The organism is Microbacterium sp. CH12i, assembly GCF_000685355.1.
Taxonomy (GTDB): domain Bacteria; phylum Actinomycetota; class Actinomycetes; order Actinomycetales; family Microbacteriaceae; genus Microbacterium.
In genome coordinates this window covers 20,767-40,305 of record NZ_JHET01000001.1, presented here as the reverse complement: position 1 = coordinate 40,305, position 19,539 = coordinate 20,767, and the positions used below count along the sequence as shown (strand labels likewise).

At 63.9% G+C, this 19,539-nt stretch carries 26 protein-coding genes; 20 read left to right on the top strand and 6 right to left on the bottom strand.

The features are described 5' to 3' along the window. Positions 1 to 5 precede the first annotated feature (5 nt). The 4 genes from DC31_RS16680 to DC31_RS00235 form a co-directional block, all read right to left on the bottom strand. Positions 6 to 518, bottom strand: a complete 513-nt coding sequence (locus DC31_RS16680) for a hypothetical protein (protein ID WP_152545291.1) — start codon at positions 516 to 518, stop codon at positions 6 to 8. A gap of 69 nt (positions 519 to 587) precedes the next feature. Then, complete coding sequence (locus tag DC31_RS00245) at positions 588 to 863, bottom strand: hypothetical protein (RefSeq protein ID WP_036275708.1); 276 nt, start codon at positions 861 to 863, stop codon at positions 588 to 590. 29 nt (positions 864 to 892) lie between these two features. Next, complete coding sequence (locus tag DC31_RS00240) at positions 893 to 1,849, bottom strand: conjugal transfer protein (protein WP_036275707.1); 957 nt, start codon at positions 1,847 to 1,849, stop codon at positions 893 to 895. Continuing rightward, positions 1,849 to 2,070 carry a hypothetical protein gene (locus DC31_RS00235; protein ID WP_036275706.1) on the bottom strand — a complete coding sequence of 74 codons (222 nt, stop codon included), beginning with the start codon at positions 2,068 to 2,070 and terminating at the stop codon, positions 1,849 to 1,851. Before DC31_RS00235 ends, DC31_RS00240 begins: the two co-directional genes overlap by 1 nt. 311 nt (positions 2,071 to 2,381) lie before the next feature. Between DC31_RS00235 and DC31_RS00230 the strand changes: the two genes are divergently transcribed. The 13 genes from DC31_RS00230 (at position 2,382) to DC31_RS00170 (ending at position 11,650) form a co-directional block, all read left to right on the top strand. Further along, positions 2,382 to 2,606 (top strand): hypothetical protein, encoded by a 225-nt coding sequence (locus tag DC31_RS00230; RefSeq protein WP_036275705.1) that lies wholly within the window; start codon positions 2,382 to 2,384, stop codon positions 2,604 to 2,606. After that, a complete protein-coding gene (locus DC31_RS00225) occupies positions 2,606 to 3,151 on the top strand; it encodes a hypothetical protein (protein WP_036275701.1) in 546 nt (181 codons plus the stop codon). The genes DC31_RS00230 and DC31_RS00225 overlap by 1 nt, the downstream gene beginning before the upstream one ends. 725 nt (positions 3,152 to 3,876) lie before the next feature. Next, complete coding sequence (locus DC31_RS00220) at positions 3,877 to 4,548, top strand: ParA family protein (RefSeq protein ID WP_036275697.1); 672 nt, start codon at positions 3,877 to 3,879, stop codon at positions 4,546 to 4,548. Then, positions 4,548 to 5,156, top strand: coding sequence for a hypothetical protein (locus DC31_RS18315; RefSeq protein WP_051606260.1), 609 nt, complete (start codon positions 4,548 to 4,550; stop codon positions 5,154 to 5,156). The genes DC31_RS00220 and DC31_RS18315 overlap by 1 nt, the downstream gene beginning before the upstream one ends. A 3-nt stretch (positions 5,157 to 5,159) precedes the next feature. Then, positions 5,160 to 5,855, top strand: coding sequence for an SAF domain-containing protein (locus DC31_RS00210; RefSeq protein WP_051606259.1), 696 nt, complete (start codon positions 5,160 to 5,162; stop codon positions 5,853 to 5,855). Between the two features lie 5 nt (positions 5,856 to 5,860). Then, positions 5,861 to 6,658 carry a hypothetical protein gene (locus tag DC31_RS00205; RefSeq protein WP_036275686.1) on the top strand — a complete coding sequence of 266 codons (798 nt, stop codon included), beginning with the start codon at positions 5,861 to 5,863 and terminating at the stop codon, positions 6,656 to 6,658. Between the two features lie 2 nt (positions 6,659 to 6,660). Further along, complete coding sequence (locus tag DC31_RS00200) at positions 6,661 to 8,310, top strand: CpaF family protein (RefSeq protein ID WP_051606258.1); 1,650 nt, start codon at positions 6,661 to 6,663, stop codon at positions 8,308 to 8,310. Beyond that, positions 8,307 to 9,179: a type II secretion system F family protein gene (locus DC31_RS00195; protein WP_036275685.1), complete on the top strand. Its 873-nt coding sequence runs from the start codon at positions 8,307 to 8,309 to the stop codon at positions 9,177 to 9,179. Before DC31_RS00200 ends, DC31_RS00195 begins: the two co-directional genes overlap by 4 nt. Continuing rightward, complete coding sequence (locus DC31_RS00190; RefSeq protein WP_036275684.1) at positions 9,176 to 10,057, top strand: type II secretion system F family protein; 882 nt, start codon at positions 9,176 to 9,178, stop codon at positions 10,055 to 10,057. The genes DC31_RS00195 and DC31_RS00190 overlap by 4 nt, the downstream gene beginning before the upstream one ends. 103 nt (positions 10,058 to 10,160) lie before the next feature. Next, a complete protein-coding gene (locus tag DC31_RS18310; RefSeq protein WP_036275683.1) occupies positions 10,161 to 10,361 on the top strand; it encodes a hypothetical protein in 201 nt (66 codons plus the stop codon). Positions 10,362 to 10,365: 4 nt separating this feature from the next. Beyond that, positions 10,366 to 10,782, top strand: coding sequence for a TadE/TadG family type IV pilus assembly protein (locus tag DC31_RS00180; protein ID WP_160173182.1), 417 nt, complete (start codon positions 10,366 to 10,368; stop codon positions 10,780 to 10,782). Then, entirely contained in the window at positions 10,779 to 11,225 is a 447-nt protein-coding gene (locus DC31_RS00175) for a hypothetical protein (RefSeq protein WP_036276181.1), read from the top strand. Before DC31_RS00180 ends, DC31_RS00175 begins: the two co-directional genes overlap by 4 nt. A 2-nt stretch (positions 11,226 to 11,227) precedes the next feature. Then, on the top strand, positions 11,228 to 11,650 hold the full coding sequence (locus DC31_RS00170) for a pilus assembly protein TadG-related protein (protein WP_051606256.1): 423 nt from the start codon (positions 11,228 to 11,230) through the stop codon (positions 11,648 to 11,650). A gap of 17 nt (positions 11,651 to 11,667) precedes the next feature. Here DC31_RS00170 and DC31_RS00165 read toward each other — a convergent pair whose 3' ends face one another. Then, complete coding sequence (locus DC31_RS00165; RefSeq protein ID WP_036275676.1) at positions 11,668 to 11,847, bottom strand: hypothetical protein; 180 nt, start codon at positions 11,845 to 11,847, stop codon at positions 11,668 to 11,670. 76 nt (positions 11,848 to 11,923) lie between these two features. Between DC31_RS00165 and DC31_RS00160 the strand changes: the two genes are divergently transcribed. From DC31_RS00160 to DC31_RS18880, 7 genes are all read left to right on the top strand, one after another. Next, on the top strand, positions 11,924 to 12,271 hold the full coding sequence (locus tag DC31_RS00160; protein WP_036275671.1) for a hypothetical protein: 348 nt from the start codon (positions 11,924 to 11,926) through the stop codon (positions 12,269 to 12,271). After that, a complete protein-coding gene (locus DC31_RS18885) occupies positions 12,265 to 13,296 on the top strand; it encodes a hypothetical protein (RefSeq protein WP_235201240.1) in 1,032 nt (343 codons plus the stop codon). The genes DC31_RS00160 and DC31_RS18885 overlap by 7 nt, the downstream gene beginning before the upstream one ends. 93 nt (positions 13,297 to 13,389) lie before the next feature. Then, complete coding sequence (locus DC31_RS00150; RefSeq protein ID WP_036275669.1) at positions 13,390 to 16,713, top strand: LysM peptidoglycan-binding domain-containing protein; 3,324 nt, start codon at positions 13,390 to 13,392, stop codon at positions 16,711 to 16,713. A 207-nt stretch (positions 16,714 to 16,920) separates the two neighbouring features. After that, positions 16,921 to 17,538, top strand: a complete 618-nt coding sequence (locus DC31_RS00145; RefSeq protein WP_036275667.1) for a prepilin peptidase — start codon at positions 16,921 to 16,923, stop codon at positions 17,536 to 17,538. Positions 17,539 to 17,658: 120 nt separating this feature from the next. Then, on the top strand, positions 17,659 to 18,231 hold the full coding sequence (locus DC31_RS16670; RefSeq protein ID WP_051606255.1) for a hypothetical protein: 573 nt from the start codon (positions 17,659 to 17,661) through the stop codon (positions 18,229 to 18,231). A 60-nt stretch (positions 18,232 to 18,291) separates the two neighbouring features. Then, a complete protein-coding gene (locus DC31_RS00135) occupies positions 18,292 to 18,732 on the top strand; it encodes a LexA family protein (protein WP_036275665.1) in 441 nt (146 codons plus the stop codon). Further along, positions 18,729 to 19,097: a Y-family DNA polymerase gene (locus tag DC31_RS18880; RefSeq protein ID WP_081813639.1), complete on the top strand. Its 369-nt coding sequence runs from the start codon at positions 18,729 to 18,731 to the stop codon at positions 19,095 to 19,097. The genes DC31_RS00135 and DC31_RS18880 overlap by 4 nt, the downstream gene beginning before the upstream one ends. Here DC31_RS18880 and DC31_RS00130 read toward each other — a convergent pair. Continuing rightward, positions 19,076 to 19,465: a heavy metal-responsive transcriptional regulator gene (locus tag DC31_RS00130; protein WP_036275658.1), complete on the bottom strand. Its 390-nt coding sequence runs from the start codon at positions 19,463 to 19,465 to the stop codon at positions 19,076 to 19,078. The two genes, DC31_RS18880 and DC31_RS00130, sit on opposite strands and share 22 nt — an antisense overlap. Positions 19,466 to 19,539: the final 74 nt, after the last annotated feature.

Sequence of the window (19,539 nt, the reverse complement as noted above, 5' to 3'; positions counted from 1 at the left end):
TGCTCCTAGTGGTTGTTCTTGGTCTGCTGCAGCAGGCGCTCGACCGCACTGACGGCGGTGCGCGCAGGCGCCTGGGATGAGTGCGTCGCAGGGATGGGTGCGGTCGTCGCCTGTTGTTCCAGCGATATGAGCTCAGGCGTAGAGGCGAGAGCGGGCATGATGTCGGGTTCTTCTGCGGGCTTGCTCTCACTCATGGGGGTAGGCATCAGGGTCGCGCCGATCGCCTGGTGCGGTCGGTTGAGTCGGATCGTTCGTTCCTGATACCTCCCCCCGTGAGGCTTGAGCATCGCCGCAGCTGCATCCACGAATGCGAGGACGAGGTTGCGGCGGGTCATCGGTATCAGGCCGACAACCCAAGTCACACCCCATGCGACACCGACCGTGAGGGCCAGATCGAGGAGAGTCGCGCCTGTGCTCCACAGAGTGCGCGTCATCATCAGCAGCATGAGCGCAACGCCACCGAAGCCGACCTGGGTGAGCGTGTACGGCCCCCCAGGAATCCGAGATCCATCGGTCATCCGACCGATCATCTTGGGGAATCGGCGTGACCGCGTGTAGAAGCGAGCGATCTCCTCTTTGGACATTGGTCAGGCAGCCAGGTCGTAGTTGATCAACACTGTCACCGAGGCCGGTGCAGCGTTGGTCTCGTTGTTGATGGTCTGCGAGAACCAGCCGAGTCCGTTCATAGTGACGGCCCAGATGACGAAACCGGCCACCAGTGTTGTGACGAGGAGCTTTCCCCAGGCGAGGCGGGTGACGATCGCCACGACGATGACGAGGATGATCGATGCGAGCAGCGCAAAGCCCTTCACCACGTCGGTCCAGGTCGAGAACAGGTCGTTGAGGTACTCAGAGAGAGACATTTCAGTTGATTCCTTTCGGTGCGTCTCTGTTAGCGAGACGTGGTTGTGGGTGTGCTTTCGAGGGGTGTGAGATCGACAGATGTCGTCTCCCAACGCCCATCACGCGCTGTCAGCGTGAGGGCGTAGGTCGTGGTCAGCCGCTGGTCGCTGGCACTCGAGACCTCAGCGGTCGCGAGCACATGCACCACCGACCCGGTGCTGGGGTCATCGGACGGCTCGACGTCGCCCTTGACGTCCTTCACCGTGAGATTCATGTATGGCGCCGGCGCAATCGCGGAGATCTCTGCCCCAGGCGTGATGTAACGGCTGATGTCACCAGAGCCGGCAAGATATGCCCCAAGGAAGGCTTCAACGGTCTGCCGGGCAGTCGACGTTGGAAGGACAGTCTGGTTATAGGCCAGGCGGATCGCACTGTCTTCCTTCGCCGGAGCAGCGATTGGTGCAGGCAGCCCCACAATGCTCATTCCTGCCTCGGTGACGCGTACGGTCGCAGCGAAGTAGCGACGTGGCCAGATCGTCGCGCCGCTCTCGCTCTCCATGTCGAACTCTTCGATGTTTGCGGCAACCACCACGCGGAGCAGGTCGGAGTCATCCGTCTTCCCGATCGACACCACAGCCAGATCTCGGTAAGTCCACGCTGTGGCAGACAGCTGCCCGATCGACGAAGGGTTGATGTACTCAGCGAGGTTCCCCTCGTCATCACTTGTCGCACTCAGCCACGAAGCAACGAACGCGGCCCCGTACTCCCCCGCTGACTGCTGTTGTGCAGTGAGCGGCTCGTCGACGACGGCATGAGCGACTGCCGGCTTCGATTGGCTGTTGACCGATGCCGTGACCAGCGCAAGCGGTCCGCATGCCACTGCGACCAGCAGCGCACCTGTGATGGCCTTCTGCCCGAATGCGCGGCCAGCTGTCCATTCACTCCCCCGAGCTGGCTGTGCGACTTTCTGCTCAGGCGTTTCGGTCTTGCGCTTACGCAAGCCCATCACGCACCCGCCGCAGTCAGCCGGGAGACGCGCACCGCTGCTGGTGCAGCCGCGCGAAGCTCCTCGAGTGCCGATTCCACACCGCCATAGGTCTGGGTGTCGAAAGGTCGATCGAGGGTACGAGCTACCGCGTCCTCGAACTCCTGCGTCGCTCGAATAGCACGGGCAGCATCGGGCTTGAAGCTCTCCCAGGTCTGGTCATCGAAGCTGTCATCTGCCACGTTCCCGGTCCTTCCTGTCGTAGTCGTCGCGCCCCGACGTGGGGCTCTACGTCATATAGGCCTCGGAATCCTCCATTCCCGGACACAGCCGGCGAAGATTTCTTGCGCGAATATTGCGGACAGGTAGCGGCAGTCCTTGAAATGCGGCTGACCAGGTGTTTTCCAGGGGACTGATCCCGCACCTACTACCGGCACCTTCGCCCGCGACCAAAGCCCATTTCGCGAGACCGCCTGGCTTATCCAGACGTTGACCCTGGGTGTCTGAGGAACGTGGCCCACGTCATACCGACGTAGCGACGAAGGGCCATTTCATGCACGTCTCCAACACAGCCACCCCGCTCGAACGGGCTCTACTCAATGAGTGGAACTCGACCCTCGCCACCGCGCGCCACAGCTTTGGCGCACTCGGTGAGCTCACCGGCGACGAGGCGGTGAACCTCATCCGCCAGCCTCAGCCTGCTGAGGACCGCGACCGTATTCTGATCCAGCTACTCACCCTCGAACACGACGCGACGAGATCGCCGGCAAGGTCGTAATGAAGTCCTTCCTCGCCCTCGCATTCCGTCTCGCTCGCACAAGCGCGAGCGTCCGCGACATCTGGCGGCACTCCCCCATCGACGCGACTGCGACGACAATCGGCGCCCTCTGGGAGATCATTCGCTGCTACCCGTTGCACCGCACCAACTCCGTCGCTGGCAACATTCGCCTCGAGTGCGTGAAGCTGCTCGAGAAGGGGTTTGGCGCGGTCACTGAGGTCGCCTGGACTGCCGTGGATGACGAGACCTTGGAGCACCTGGTGGACACCAACACCGAGCCGACCAATGACCCCATCCGCGACCTCGTGACTCTCTTCACCTGGGCGATAGACAACGGGACGCTGACAGGCGATGAGGTGCGCCTACTCGCCCGCATCGAGCTCGCTGATGGCAACCCCGGCAAAGAACGCGAACTGGCAGCCGAGGAGCTTGGAATCAGCCGAGACTCCCTCAACCGGCGCGTGCACCGCATCCGCACCAAGCTCATGACCGCCGTCTGCGGCGACGTCACCGAACGCGCACCCTACGCGCCACGCCGCAGATAGCCGCCCAACTCTCCACATCCGCTGAGCAGAATATCTGACTGCGGCCCAGCGGCCCTTATAGCTGACAAAGCCTCTGGATGGCCCCCAGAGGCTTTGTCTACGTCTTCCAAGCCCTTCACGCGCCTTTAGCGCCAACAGGCCCTCAGAACGGCTCTGGCGCACCCTCCTCATCGGATGGCACCCGGCAGCGCAACCGCCCCATCCCGCTCTTGGCACACGATCGCTGGACTACTACGTTGATAAAGCACCACACCCCAAACACAGTTGCGCATCACCCGGCGCAGTCTTCGCGCCATGCCTGCGCTCGCTGACTGCACTTCTATCGCTGTATCTATGCTGTAACTGCGCTATATCCGCGCTGTATGTGCCTGTCTTCTTGCGCAGTTATTGCACAGTCGCAGCGCCGCAGTTGCGCCGATCGGCTGTCTATCGCTTTCTACATATAGCGCTGTTATTGCGCAGTCCTAGCATCGCAACTGCACATGTTGAAGCGCATCACGAGTGCTATGCCGGTGCGGTACTCGTGCCGGTCTTGCACTGCACTTGCGCTGATGTATCTGCATAGTTGCGCACTTGTTACGCATGCCTGCTTGCATACCCCCTGCACCTAAGCGCTAGAATGCAGCCATGACTGAGCACATCTGCCTACCTATCAGCGGCACTACGTCGCTACTGAAACAGCACACCAGCACCCGCGTTGCGGCGATTATGCGCGGAGTTGACCGATGAAGGTCATCGGAGTCGCGCAGCAGAAGGGTGGCGTAGGGAAATCCTCGATCACCATCAACCTCGCCGCGTGCCTGGCACGCACCCACCGCGTGATCGTCATCGATGTCGACCCGCAGGAAACGTCGACACAATGGGCAGAGAACGCAACAGACGAACTGCCTTTCGAAGTCTTCACCGACCTCGACCCGGCGAACCTCGTGCGGATCCGCAACCTCGCCAACGAGTACGACTATGTACTGATCGATACCCCCGGCAGCCTTGCGGACACGGCCGTTCTCGGCGCCGTACTGGATGTATCGGACTTCTGCATCCTGCCGATCATCCCCGAAGGTCCAGTCGTCGGCCCGCTGCGACGCACAATCCGTGAGCTCGTCGAGCCACGCAACGTTCCCTACCGCGTGCTGCTAAACCGCATCGATCGCCGCATCTACGGGCAACTCGAGGATTGGGAAAACCTTCTGGACGACGGACTCAAGCTCCCACGCTTCGTCGGCCACATCCGCACCAGCAAGAGCGTGGCCGACGCCTTCCTCGATGGCTCGGTCGTCACACAGTTCAGCGATACCCGTGGCACTCGCAACGCGATCTCCGACTTCACCACTGTCGCCCAGGAACTCCGCGAAGCTCTGGATGCTGTACCCGCCCATGACTTGAAGGGAACGAACTAATGGCACGCAAGAACCTGAGTTCGCTGACCGCAATCGGAAGCGACAGCGAATCAGCGCCGACCCCGCCCGCTGCACCGGCACCGACACCGGCACCGGCACCGGCACCGGCAGATGCACCCGCAACACAGCCTGCAGTCGCACCCCACGCCGAACCAGCACCTGCAGAGAACGCACCCCGCGCCGCAGCGAAACGCAGCACAGCGACGTCCAGGGATAGGGGAGTGGCAGAGACCGCGAATAAGGGTGTTCCCGTGCACCTAACCGAGGAGCTCAACGAACGCCTACAGGCATACATGGCACGCAAGCGTTGGAGTCACCAGACCGTGCTTCTGGATGCGATCGAAGCGACGTACGCGAGACTGCCTCAACTCATCGACGAAGCGACTCACGCCAACGAGGAGACCGTCGAACGCACGCCCCTGTTCGACCGCCCCGCACGGCCTGTTCACACAGCTACAGGAGACGCGCGCGTCAAGCACACCGTCCGCATGACCGACAGCAACCGCAAGACCCTCGACGACATCACCGAAAATCTCGGCGCACCCAGCCGGAACTTCCTCATCACCGTGGCCTACGAGGCCTACCTGCCAACCATCGAAAAGAGCTAGCCCATGACTACAACCGCCCCTGAGACCACGAAGAAGCGCGCACGCAACAGCGGCAGCAACGGCGAGAAGGTTCCGCCTCGCCCTGCAGCAGTGGGGCAACCCACTAAGTCGCGGCGCCGCATATGGATGATCGCGCTCGGCATCACCATTGTCCTCATCGGCGCGTTGGCTACCTGGTACGTCACCACCACCACATCCCAGACAGTCTCCGTGCTCACCATCAAGAGCGATGTGCAACGCGGAGAAGCGATCACACAAGAAGACCTCACAACGATCTCCATCGCCGGCGGGCAGAGTACAGACACCCTCACCGCTTCCCAAGCCTCAACTGTTGTCGGACAAGTAGCGGCCGTCGATCTGCCAGCAGGATCTCTCGTGACATCCGCCAATGTGCTCGACACCCTCCCAGTGCCCGAGAACCACTCGATCGTCGGGATCGCCCTCACCACCAGCCAGCTGCCCTCCTACCGTCTCTCAGCCGGCGATGCCGTGCGTCTCGTTGATACGCCGGTCGCACAGGGTGAGCCGCCGACGGAAGACCCGACCACGTTCAAGGCCACTGTATTCACGAGCACCTACGACGAGACCAACCAGGTCTGGATTATCGACGTCGTCGTACCGACCAGGGAAGCCGCTTCCATCGCAGCGCGAGCCGCCACTCAGCGCGTCTCGATCGTGCTCGACGGCGTAGGGGAGTAGCCCAGATGTCGATCATCTACCTCACCAGCACGTCCGGGGCACCAGGAGTATCTACCCTTGCAGCGGCCCTGACACTCAACTGGCCGCGCCCCGCATTGCTGCTGGAAGCCGACGTAGCCAAGACCAGCCATCTGCTGGCTGGCTACCTCCGCGGGCAGTACAAGCACACCCACAGCCTCACTGAGGCCGCGATCGCTAACCTCCGCGGCGGCCTCGATGGCGAAACCCTCTTCGGGCAGACGATCAGCCTCGGAGAAGGCCGCTACGCGATCCCAGGGTTCAGCGATATCGGCGGCGCACGCGGCACCACCAGTGCCTTCTGGGCGAACATGCTCCGCGCCATCGATCAGCTGCCGACCGCTGCTGCCGCACCCGATCTCGACATCATCGTCGACGCAGGCCGCTTCGTCCCCGGGGATCCTCGTGGCCCGATCATCGCTGCAGCCGAAGCCGTGCTGCTGGTCACAGGAACCACGCTCCCTGACATCCACGCGCTCTACGCAGCTGAGCCCGCGTTCATGACCATGCTCGAACAAGCCGGCCATGCCGACTACCTCAAACTCGTTCTCACCAAGAGCCCGCTCACTACGGTGACCCGGTATACACAAAGCGAGATCTCACCAAAGACCGGCCTCGCCGTTGCCGGCGCACTCCCGTGGGATCCTGCCGCCGCCTCGCACTACTCGCACGGCGCCGCCGCACCCTCGAAGCGCTCTGGCTACACCAAGGCGCTCGCCGACATCATCAGCACGACCGATGCCGACCTCGCCGGCCGCCGCTACACGCCGACCGGACAGGACTGACCATGACTACCAGCAACCAAACCCCCGACCCGGCAGATCTCTCCTCGCTGCCCCTGTTCGATCGTTCACAGCCCCAGCCGGCCAGCGCAGCAGCAGCCAACCTGCTCCGGGCAAGTCGCCCGAAGTTGCCCGCAACGCAGCCGACCACGGAGGAGCGGCCCGACGCGCACAGCGCCAGTGGACTCACTCTCGACGCACACGCTGTTGCCGGCCCCGTGCCGACGCTGCTGCACGAGCTCGCCGACGCACGTCCCACTGCGACCACTCGCCGCAGCGCTGCAGACACTGTCGAAGATCAGGGCCGCATCCCCTGGGAGGTCGTGGCCGAATTCCGCGACGCGGTCTCGGTGATCCTCGCCGACGCCGGTCAGGCCGATCCCACACTTACCGACACTGCGCGCGAGAACCTCGCCCGCCAGCACACCGGAGAGCTCCTGCGCGCACGGGTCGACGACCTCACCCGCCGCGGCGAGGAACCGTGGAGCGCCGACCTGCAGAAAGACATCGCACAGGCCGTCTTCGATGCGATGTTCCGCCTCGGGCGCCTGCAGCCGATCGTCGATATTGACGGCGTAGAGAACATCGACATCGTCGGCTACGACAACGTGTGGCTCACGCTCTCCGGTGGCGAACGGCGCAAGTACCCGCACCCCGTCTCGCTGAACGACGACGAGCTCGAGCGGGAGATCAACTTCATCGCCACACGCCGCGGCGAAGGCGCACGCTCGTTCAACGCCTCACGTCCATCACTGCACCTGGACTTGCCAGGCGGGGCACGACTGGCAGCACTGGCCCGCCCGATCGCTGACCGCCCCTCAATCACTATCCGCATCCACCGTCACGTCGATATCTCCCTCGACGACCTGGTCGCCACACACACCCTCACGACCGTCGCCGCGTCCTTCCTCGATGCAGCCGTGCGCGCCGGACTCAGCCTCGTCACCAACGGGTTCCAGTCCAGTGGGAAGACCACACTGCTGCGCGCACTCGCTGATTGCATCCCACCCTCGGAGAAGCTGGCAACGATCGAGATGGAGCGAGAGCTCTACCTCCACAAGAACGCCGAGAAGCATCCACTGGTCATCGCATTCGAGTACCGCCCCGGTGAGGGCGAGCCGGGTGTATCGGGGGAGAGGGCAGGAGAGTTCCCCTTGATCCGTGGGCTCGAGGACTCCCTGCGCCACACCACCGATCGGCTGATCGTCGGTGAGGTTCGCGGCTCGGAAATCAACGCGATGCTGCAGGCGATGCAATCCGGAGTCGGCTCGATGAGCACCCTGCACTCGCAGAGCCCCGAGGACGCAATTGAACGCATGGTGACCCTAATGATGAAGGACGGATCGAACGCGACACCGGCGTACTGCTACCGCCAGATCGCGCAGAACATCGACCTGATCATCCAAATGGCGAAGATCCACGACCACGAGACCGGCCGGTCTCGCCGCGTGATCACGTCGATCTCCGAGATCCAGCCAGGCGAGGACAGCTACGGAGTGGCCCGCCCCACTATCAGCAAGCTCTTCGTGTTCGACAAGGGCACACAGACCCTTGAGCTCGGCCAGCTGCCGTCCCGCGAACTGCTCGACAAACTCGCCGAGGTCGGCTTCAAGGAGCGCGAGCTCAGCCCCTACACGGGAGAGGCAGCGTCATGAACAACGCCGGACTCCTCATCGCAATCCTCGTCGCTGCCGCCGGCGGCATCCTCATCGTGCTCGGTCTGGCCTCGCAGGCACCAGACCCCACGATCGCGAAACCAATCCGCGCCAAGCGCACCGCAGCGATGTTCAGCCGCCAACAGCAGGTGTGGGCTCTGATCGGTCTCGGGGCCGGCGCACTCCTGTTCGCATACTCAGGCTGGCTGATCATGCTGCCCATCGCCACAGTCGCCGGCGCCACACTGCCCCTGTTCCTCAGCAAGGGGGACGCCCCGGAGAAGATCGCACGCCTTGAGGCGCTCGAGACGTGGACCCGCAGCCTGTCCGGGTTGACCATCGCCGGTGCCGGCCTCGAGCAGACGCTGACCGCGTCACTGCAGTCAGCACCCGAAGCGATCAAGACTCAGGTCGGTTCCCTCGTCGCACGACTCAACGCCCGTTGGCCCACCCGTGACGCGCTCGAGGCGTACGCACGTGATCTCGATGACCCGACCGCAGATCTGATCGTCATGCACCTGCTGCTCAAGGAACAGGCGCGCGGTGCCGGTCTCGCCGAAGCGCTCGACGACCTCGCCGAGATCATCTTCGAGGAGGTCAAGGTGCGCCGGCAGATCGAGACTGACCGCGCCAAGCCCCGCACCCAGGTCCGCATCGTCGCGATCGCCACTCTCGTCGTGCTCGCCGCTCTGCCGTTCCTCGGCACGTACACAGCCGCGTATGCGACGCCAATCGGCCAGGTGTTCCTGGCGATCTGGGTTGTCCTGTTCGGCCTGCTGCTGGTCTGGATGCGCTCGATCAGCATCGGCAAGCCCGCACCACGGCTGCTCGTCGCACCCGAGACAAAGGAAGAGGCCACCGCATCATGAACCTGTTCGCACTCGTGCCCGGTCTGATCCTCGGCCTCGGCGTCGCCACGATCGTCAGCGCACTCATCCCACGTCAGGCACACCTGTCTGCAACCCTCGACCGGCTCCACGAAACAACCATCACCGTCCACGCACCGGGCGATGACAGCATGCAGCATCGCGTCGGATCATGGATGTCAGAGCACCTGCCCAACCGCTCCTGGCTCAAAGTGCCCACCACGGATCTCCGACTAATCGGAATGTCCGTCGACAAGTACTACTACGACAAGACCCTCCTCTCCCTTATCGGGCTGCTCTCCCCGCTCGTGCTCGGACTCTTCGCTCAGGCGATCGGGTTCATGCCGTTCTACATCCCCGGTCTGCTCGGGCTGCCAATCGCGTTCTGGCTATGGGTGAGCGTCGACCAGGACATCCGCAAGAAGGCGGACGATGCCCGTAGCGAGTTCACCCGTGCTGTCGCCGTCTACCTCGAAATGGTCGCAGCTGAACGCAAACGCGGCGCCACCGCAGCCCGAGCGCTCGAGACAGCCGCAGCAGTCGGTCGCAGCTGGGTATTCCTCCGCATCCGGCAGGAACTCACCCGCGCACGCTACGCAGGCGTCGCCCCCTGGGACGCGCTGCACGCCCTCTCACAAGAGATCGACGTGCCAGATCTCGCCGACGTTGCCAAGATTGTCCGCCTATCAGGGGAGGAAGGAGCCTCGATATATGAGACACTCAGATCGAGGGGAAAAACCCTCCGGCACAAGCTCCTCGCTGAGGAGCACGAGAAGGCAAATAGCGCGAGCGAACGGATGCAGATGCCTCTGGCCACGACATTGTTCGTCTACGTCGGGATCATCATCACCCCGCTCATGCTCAACCTCCTCTCCGTCTAGCGACAGCGGCATAGTCCGTCACAGGGCTTCGCTACCCTCCTCCGCACGTAGTTAACTCACACCGAAAAACCGCACAACCCACCACCAAGGAAGCGAGAACAACATGACCATCGCAGAACGCCTCACCGTAGCCATCGAGTCCACCAAGGCTCGCTACCGCGACCTCAAGGAAACGCCCGAAGATGGTCTCGAGACCGCGGAGAAGATCTTCCTCACGGTCGGCGCTGTCATTCTCGCGGCTGCAGCGATCGCCGGCATCACGGCATTCGTCAACGGTCAGATCGCGCTGCTTCCCAGTAACTGACCTCATGGCCATGTCTTCGATCCGCGCTCGTCTCCATCACTCGTTCCGGCGAGTGATGAGGGACGAGCACGGCTTCGAGACAGCCGAAACCGCAATCGTTCTCCCCGTACTGCTGCTGCTCATCCTCGGCCTCGTCCAGGGTGGCCTCTGGTATCACGGCACCAACCTTGTCCAGGCTGCAGCCGTCAACGCTTACGAGTCCGCACGTCTGTACGGGGCGACTACAGCTGACGGCGTCAACGCCGGCAGCACCACCGCCGAGCAGACCGGTGGGATGCTCACCGACGTCACTGTGACGGTCACTCGCAACGGCACCGAAGTCACAGCCAGTGTCACAGCCACCACGCCCGGACTGCTGCCCGGCGTGAACACGACCGTCACCAAGACCGTCACCGGCCCCATCGAACGGTGGGTGCCATGATCAACCGAATCCGACGCCGGCTCTTCTCTGATGAGCGTGGATCCAACGCCGCCGAGATCGTCATCATCGCGCCTGTCATCGCGATGCTCATCCTCGTCCTCGTCGCTGCCGGCCGCACAGCCCTCGCTGACAACGCCACGCAGAGCGCATCATTCGCCGCCGCCCGCGCAGCATCCCTGTCCCGCGACGCCGGCACGGCCACCACAGCCGCTAAGCAGGCTGCGCAGCGCGCGATGAACCACGCCGGCATCGCATGCCTCACCCTCACCGTCGACATCGACATCAGCGGACTCAACACCCCGCTCGGAACCACCGGTGAAGTCACCACCAGTGTTCACTGCAACGTGAACCTCTCTGACATCTCCCTCCCTGGCATCCCTGGCAACCGCACCATGAGCTCCACCGCCACGTCACCCGTCGACGCCTACCGGGAACGAGGCTGACCATGAACACCATCCGCCGCATCATCCACAAGCTCCACAACGACGAGCACGGATCAATCACCCCTATGTTCGTCGTCTTCGTCCCCGTCCTCGTCCTCGTCATCGGCCTCGTCGTCGACGGCGCCGGCAAGATCCAAGCGAACGAGAACGCCCAAGCGATCGCCTCCGGGGCCAGCCGTGCAGCAGCCAACGCCGTCGCCTCAGAAGTCATCGCCAACGGCGGCATCAGCCTCGACAACCACCGGGCACGGATCGCAGCGATCGACTACATCGAGACTTCCGGCATGACCGGAGCGGTCACGGTCACAGGTAACGAGATCCGCGTCACTGTGAAAACCTCATACGACACCAAGTTCATTTCCATCGTCGGCGTCACACGCCTCCCGGCCGAAGCAAGCGCCACCGCTGAGATCATCACGCAATAGGAGCCTCCACATGAGCATCAAGCGAATCGCACTCGTCGCATCGTCGCCGCAGCACTGACGCTGACCGCCTGCGCCCCTGCCGAAACGACCAGCCCAACAACAGCACCCACCGAGAGCGCAACGCCCAAGCCCACGGCCGCCACTTTCGACCCGCCTGCAGACGAGGCCGAAGCGATCAGCCGAGCCGAAGACACCATCACCCGCCTTCTGCAGGCTCAGAGCGAGATCAATGCAGCCGGCGGCGCCGGCGCTGAGCGCTACGACGACCTGGCGATGGGCAAGGGACTCGAGACATATAGGGGAAACGCAGAGCGTATTGCCAAGGGGCCACTTGCTAACGAAGCCGGCAAGAATGTTGAGGGCCAGGCTAAGAGTGAAGGCATCATCGTCTTCGACCAGGAGACCGCCTACGGCCAGGAGTTCAACGGCATCGCCAACGGCCTAGTGCTGCTCCCTGGTTGCCTTGACATCTCGGGTTACCAGATAACCGCCGCTGACGGCACACCGTCGTACCGACCTGAATTTGACAGGAACAAGGTCGAGTTCCAGGTCACCTATGACGCAGATCGGAAGATGTGGCTGGTCTCGAATTTGATCGAGTTCCCAGGAGAGACATGCTGAGACGCACCCTCGCCGCACTCGTCGCCGCTATCGCCCTCATCGCAGGCACACTGGTCGCTGCAGCGCCCGCATCCGCCGACGGTGGACTCTGGTGCAACGCGAACGGCGACTGCTACATGACGCTCAGCTCGCGTCCGACAGACCCGCGCCCGAACCCTGACTCAAATGGGTGGACGCCCGGAGCGCCGTCCTGCTGGGTCGAGATCACTGCTGATCTGGCTGACAGCCTCGGATACGAGCCCGAGGATCTCCGTGCCTGGACAGGCGGGAACGGTGTGACGTTCTATGCGACCATCGCCTGCAGCAGCCAGGCGGGCTATTGGTCGAACAACCGCCAGTGCTACGTGCATATGGTTGACGGCGTCTGGCCGCAGCGCCCACCGAGCTACAAGCAGGATGCCGGCTACTACATGTGCATCCAGCCAATGATGTTCGGCGCTGGTGTCGTCAGCTACTTCTGGTCCAACACAGTCCCACCGGGATTGAAGGTCTATACCCCAGGCATGGCAGCGATGAAACTCATCGAGACGTTCCAACTCCGCGGGATCGATATCGGCATGGCGCCCGAGGTAAACCCCGCATGGGGACACCGCCGCTCCTACGTCGGGATCCCGGTCTGGTTCTGGGTCAACAACCCACAGCCGCTGACCTGGGGCCCATACTCAGAGACCGCAACTCTCGGTGGGCAGACAATTACGGCCACAGCCAAGGTGACGTCCGTTCGCTGGTCGACCGGCGACGGCGGATCCAAGGTCTGCGGAGGTCTCGGCACGGCCTACACGTCGGGCTACGGCGTCACTGACTCACCGACCTGCGGTTACCGATACCAGAGCACCAGCCAGTCACAGGCGGGGGACAGGTACACCGTCACCGCGACGAGCCAGTGGGTTGTGACGTGGACTGCCCTGAGTGGTGCAAGCGGCACCGTCAATCTCACGTCCTCGAGCACGGCAAATCTCGAGGTCAACGAACTGCAGACCGTCAACACCGGAACATCCGGCAGTGACGGCAACAACGGCGGGTGAAAGCCACATGTCCGCGAACACCGGAATCTGCGGCCTATATGACGTAGAGACCGCATCGCGCGGACATTGACGCCGGAAAACGAGGAGATCATCATGAAGCGAGTATCCGAAGGGCTCGGAGCGCTCATTCTCTCTGCAGCGCTCCTGGTTGGTTTGCCGGCCGCGCTGATCTTCCTAGCTGGCAACCCGATCCCGTCGTGGGATCGCCTCGTCGCCGCTCTGACGATGCCCGACTACGGCGGAGAGTTCCTTGTCGGCACGGTCATCCCGATCATCGCCTGGATCGCATGGGGGACTTTCGCGATCGGCTACATCGCGGAGATCCCGAATCAGCTGCGCATCGCCGCCGGCGGAGGCCGAGCCAAGCGGGTGAGTCTGCCCGGCTTCGGTCTGCAGCAGAAAGCAGCCGGCGTCCTCATCGCTGCGATCCTCGCGATCTTCGCCCCAGCCGCGGCGATGGCTGCAACGCCCACCACCGCCGATACGGCGCCCTCCACCGTGGCAGCGAGCGTCCTCACCCACACCGAGACCACGCGGGCAACCGAGACCCCCGACGTCGCGGCCGCTACGGCCAGCACTGAGCGCACCGCGCAGACGTACACCGTCCAGTCCGGGGACTCCCTCTGGGCGATCGCGCAGCAGTACCTCGGCGACGGCAATCGGTACGAAGAGATCATCGAGCTCAACCGCGATACCCCTCAGCCTGGCGGGTACACCGTTGGCCAGCGCAGCGGCATCGACCCGGGCATGATCCTCACCCTCCCTGCAGCGGCAGCCACCGACGCTACACCTGCAGCTGCACAAGCTGACGAGGAGCGCACCATCGTCGCGGGTGACACTCTCTGGGACATCGCCGAAGACGAGTTGGGGGCGGGAGAGCGCTACACCGAGATCTACGACGCATCCAGCCTGATCACGCAGGCCGATGGTCAGCACCTGTCTGACCCGAACCTGATCCTCCCCGGCTGGACCGTGGTGATCCCGGCCGAGGCTGGCGCTGCCGAAGCCGCACCCGTCGTCCAGGAGCCCGTCTCAGCACCTCCTGCCGCTGACACTCTCGTCACGCCCGATGAGGCCGAGAACGCACCCGGCGCTTCCGGCGTGGATGCCGACAAGGCAACAGCTACGGACACTGGCGCGACCGTCGACGAGGTTGTCGCTTCCGAAGGCGATGCGACAACCGGGCTCGGATTTGTCACTGGCGGCGAAGAGATGCCCGCTGAGGAAGCTCCCGCGGCGGCTCAGGACGTCACAGCCGCCGACGTCGACGATGACGCTGACGCCGCGGCCGGCGGCGATTGGGTCGACATCGTCACCGACTGGCGGACGCTGGGTATCGGGGGAGTGCTCGCCGCTGGCCTGCTGGGCTTCCTCGGCCTGCGCCGCATCCAGCAGCGCCGCAACCGCAAACCTGGAACGCGCATCGCTCTGCCGAGCGACGACATCAACACCGTCGAGCTCGAGCTTCGCGCTGTCGAGAACCCCCAGGGCATGGAAGCCGTCGACCACGCGCTGCGGATGCTCGCGCTGTGGGCACAGGACACCGGGGCAACGCTCCCAGCGTTGTACGCGCTGCGGCTGTCCGAGACTGAGATCTCGGTCTTCCTCGACGAGCCTGCCCAGCTGCCGGCTCCCTTCCGCCAGAACACCGATGACGAAATGGCATGGTCGATCGGCTTCGACGATCTCACCCCGCTCGAGCGCATCCCCTCGGCGCCGTACCCTGCGCTGGTCACCCTGGGCCACGACGAGACGGACGCTCACCTTCTCGTTGACCTCGAGCGGCTCGGAGCGCTCAACATCGACGGCACCCCGGAACTCGAGAAGGCAACGCTCACGGCACTCGCGCTCGAGCTTGCCACCAGCGCCTGGGCTGAGAACCTGCAGGTCACGCTTGTGGGCGTCGCCTCCGGTCTGCCCGAGGCGATCGGCTCAGGCCGGGTCCGTCACGTCGACACCATCGACACACTGCTGCACAACCTGCGCGCACAGGCGGAGGAAGTTACCGCGACCCTCAAGCAGGCGGGCATTGCAAGCCTCGAGCAGGCCCGCACAGCCGGCCCCCTCGCGGAGTCCTGGACGCCAGAGATCATCGTGCTCGGCCAGCTGCCCGACGAAGAGACACGGGCAGAGCTCGCCGAGCTCGTCACCCGTGTTCCGCGCGTCGGCATCGCCGCGATCGCTGCCGGCCACCTGACCGGCAGCTGGAACTTCCGAGTGACCGACCGCAACACCGCTGAGCTCGAGATCCCCGACACGGACGGTGCAAGCCTCGCCCTCACGCCCCAGGTCGTGACGCAGGAAGAGTACAACCGCATCCTCGCGCTGTTCACCGTCGCGAACGAGGAACCAGCGATCGAGCATTCTGCAGCATCCGCGGAAGTCAGCCTCGACGAGATCTTCGCTTCGCTCGAGCACGAAACTCCCACACCGGAACCTGCCCCGGCCGCGGATGCAACCCCGACCGCACCGGCTGCAGCCGATGAGGAGCTTCCCACTGAACACCTGGTCGACGGGAACCCGAGCCTCGTCGACCAGGTACCCACACCCGACGCCCCCGTGCAGATCTCCATCACCCTCGATGACCAGATCACACCCGACGCCGAGGACGATACACACCTGGCCTCGATCACCCCGCTGTTCGACGCCCGGACGCCACGCCTGCAGATACTCGGCCCCGTGGCCGTTCTCAACCCGCAGGGAGAGGCACCCAAGAATCTGCAGCAGTGGAACTCGCAGCAGCTGCGCGCGATCGAGCTCATCGCATTCATCGCTACTCACCCGGACGCTCGCACCGAGCAGGTGCACGAGGCGCTCTGGCCGGGCAACGATCCTGCAGTCGGCACGGGCTCGCGCAACCGCCTCACCACCGCAGCGCGACGCTGGCTCGGAAAGGATGCCGCAGGACACAACTACCTGGTACCGGCAACTGGTGGCGTCTACAGCCTCACCGAGTCGTTCACGAGCGACTGGGACGACTGGCGTGCCCTCGTGGGCACTAACGCCACCACCGCATCCACCGAGAACCTGGTCCGCGCTCTCAGCCTCGTCAAGGGGCAGCCGATCTCGGGTGTCAAAGAGAAGTACTACGTCTGGTCCGAAAAGCTCCGACAGGACATGATCGCTGAGATCGGTGATGCCGCCCACGAGCTCGCCACCCGAGCTCTGCGCGACGGAAACACCCGCAACGCCCGGATGGCAGCAGCGATCGGCCGCATGGTCGATCCCATCAACGAGGTCTTCTGGCGAGACGCACTGCGCGCCGAGCACATGGCGGGCGACATCAACGGCGTTGAGCGCCTGGTCACGCAGCTGTCCCACGCGCTGACTCAGATCGACCCCGACTACGCCGAGCCGGAGCAGGAGACCGAGGAACTCATCACGCAGCTGCGCCATCGTCACGCGATCGCCAGCTGACGAGAGAGATCACCATGACCACGCTCACCGCACCTACCGTTCGGGGCTCACTCACCTGGCGTGAGGAAGCTTCCCAGCTGCACACGCAGTCACCTGACCAGGCTCAGGCCTGGCGCAACCACAACCTCGATGTCACCCCGATCACAGACGCGACGAGATCGCTGCCCTCATCGCTCGCGAGGACATCGTCTGGGTTACTCCGCAACGATGACGACCACACAGCAGCCCGCGGCCGCGCAGCGCCCTCAGGGGCTCTCCGCGCGTCCGCGGCTGCTGTTGCTGTGCCTGGCAGCACTGGTGGGCGCGTTCGGGCTCTCAGTGGCCCTCACAGCGCTTCTCCCGGCCTTTCAGCGAGCCGAGGCAGGGGAGTGGGGCGCGATCATCCTCTTCGCCGCCGCGGCGATCCCGCTGGCTGTCATCGACGCACGCACTCGCCGACTCCCCAACCGCGGCACCTTCCCTCTTGCCGCCGCAACCCTCGGCTACTGGGCCGGGATCGCGATGACCACAGGCTCCTGGCAGCTGCTCATCCAAGCCATCGTCACCACCATCAGCATCGTCGCGGCCGTCTTTCTCATCGCCCTGTTCGGCACCCTTGCCGCCGGCGACGTGAAACTACTGATCGCGATCGCGCTGCTCACCGGCTGGTTCAGCTGGATGCTGCCGGTGTACGCACTGTTCGCCAGCTACCTGCTCGCCATCCCGCACGCCGCGGCGATCCTTGCACGCCGCCGGCACCACGACCGCGACACCCGCCTGCCCTTCGGCCCCTACCTCGTCGCCGCGGCGATCCTCGCGGCAGTCGCAGCGAAGCTCTTCACCTGACGCCAACAGATCGGCATCGCTCTTGTCCGCGAACACAGCGATTCGTGGCCTATATGAGTAGCCATAGTTCGACTACTCGAGGAAACCAATCATGATCACCACGCGTGTGGAGAAACATCGGTGAGTGCCGCACCAGGCGGCTCGACTCCCGGCTCCGTTACCCCGCAGCAGGTTGCCTCTCGCATCGGCCATCGGCTGCAGCCGGCACCACACGTCACCCCTGCCGGGCGGCGATTCTCGCGCAAGGCAGGAGCACAGGTGCAGGAGCTCAGGATCTCGCCAGTCGACGTCGACGCGACTCTTGACCACCCGCACTCGACCGAGTCCACCCATCAGCACAACGGCACACTGTTCGTTCGTGGCACGCTCGGCGTGATAGTCCCTCGCGACGACCCCGGCATGGTCGTCGCGTTGTTCCGAGTCGCCGAGATCGCGCAGCCCAAGCCCCGCGCCCGGCGCGCCGGTGGTGGCCCCTCCCGTACCGTCCCCGGCAGCCTCTCCGAGTGTGAGCGGATGCTGCGCTCGCACGGTTTCGAGATCTCGACCGGAAGAGCGCACAGCAAAGGCACTCACCCCGATCACCCCGGTGTGACCATCACGCTCCCGCACACGCCCAGCGATCACCGCAGCTGGGCCAACCTCACCGCCGACATCCGCCGACGCACCGGGATCGACATCACCAGCCGTAGCTGAACTCACGCCCTCGCTTAGACTCGATGGATTCTTGTTCTAATCTGAGAGGCGGTAACGAGAATGAATGTCGTATCTGTTTTCACTCTCGCGGAACCTCTCACCACACTGCAACTGCATGCAATGTTCGAGTCTGTGCATGCCGGGTTCCCTAGCCCCGCCCAAGACTTCGATGAGGGACCGCTGGATCTGCTGCGCATCCTCATCGACGATGAAGCGGCAACGTTCGCGGTACGCATCGCCGGTACATCCATGATCGACGCGGGGATCTACGACGGCGATGTCGCGCTCGTCGACAAGTCGAAACGACCCCAAGACGGTGATGTCGTAGTCGCCTATCTCGATGGCGAGTTCACCATCAAACGGCTAGTGCGACAGCGTGGCACCTGGGCGCTGCGCGCCGAGAACGCAGACTGGCCTGACGTTGTAGTCGATGAGCTCTCCACACTGACGATCTTTGGCGTGGTGACGGTCAGTTTCCGCTTCCACCGGCTCCGCAAATGATCGCGTTGATCGACGTCAACAGCGCCTACGTGAGCTTCGAGCGAGTCTTCGATCCATCCCTCGAATCAGTGCCCACCGTGGTGTTGTCCAACAATGACGGCATGGTGGTCGCTTCATCGCGTGAAGCAAAGGCTCTCGGTCTGGATCTCGGGCGCCCTGGCACGAGCTCAAGCCCCACGCACAGCGTTATTGGTAACTCGCGGTGTTGCGATTGGCGGTATTGCGAGTCTGAGATGCGTCGATCGCTTCTCCGAGAGCGGCGTGTCGGAGCATGGTCGGATTTGCCTCCTCGGCGCTTCGATCACCCGCTCGCAGGCCGAGGTGGTCGACCCTGTTTCCGTGTTTACACGTATCTGCAGATCTGATCCGGGTTGCAGGTGTCCGGTTCGGGGTGCGCTGCGTTGTCTCGGAGATCGACGATGGTGTCGCGCAGCGCGGAGAGTTGCGCGATCTGCAGTTCGATGTCGCTCAGGCGGGTGTCGAGAAGGTCGCGCACGTGCTCGCACGGCGCGCGGCCGTGGTCGCGAATCTCCACGATCTGACGGATCTGCGCGAGGGTGAGGCCCGCCGCCTGGCCGCGGTGGATGAAGTCGATCCGTGCGGCGGCGTCCGGCGCGTAGTCGCGGTACCCGGACGGTGTCCGTTCGGCCAGGGGCAGTAGTCCCTGGTCCTCGTAGAACCTCAGCGTCTTCGCCGTGGTGCCTGCCTGCTCGGCGAGTTCTCCGATCCGCATCGCTGTCTCCCTCTGCTCGGCGCGCCGCGCTTGACCTTCCCCTGTACTGGAAGGTCCAGTATGGCTGAGACGGA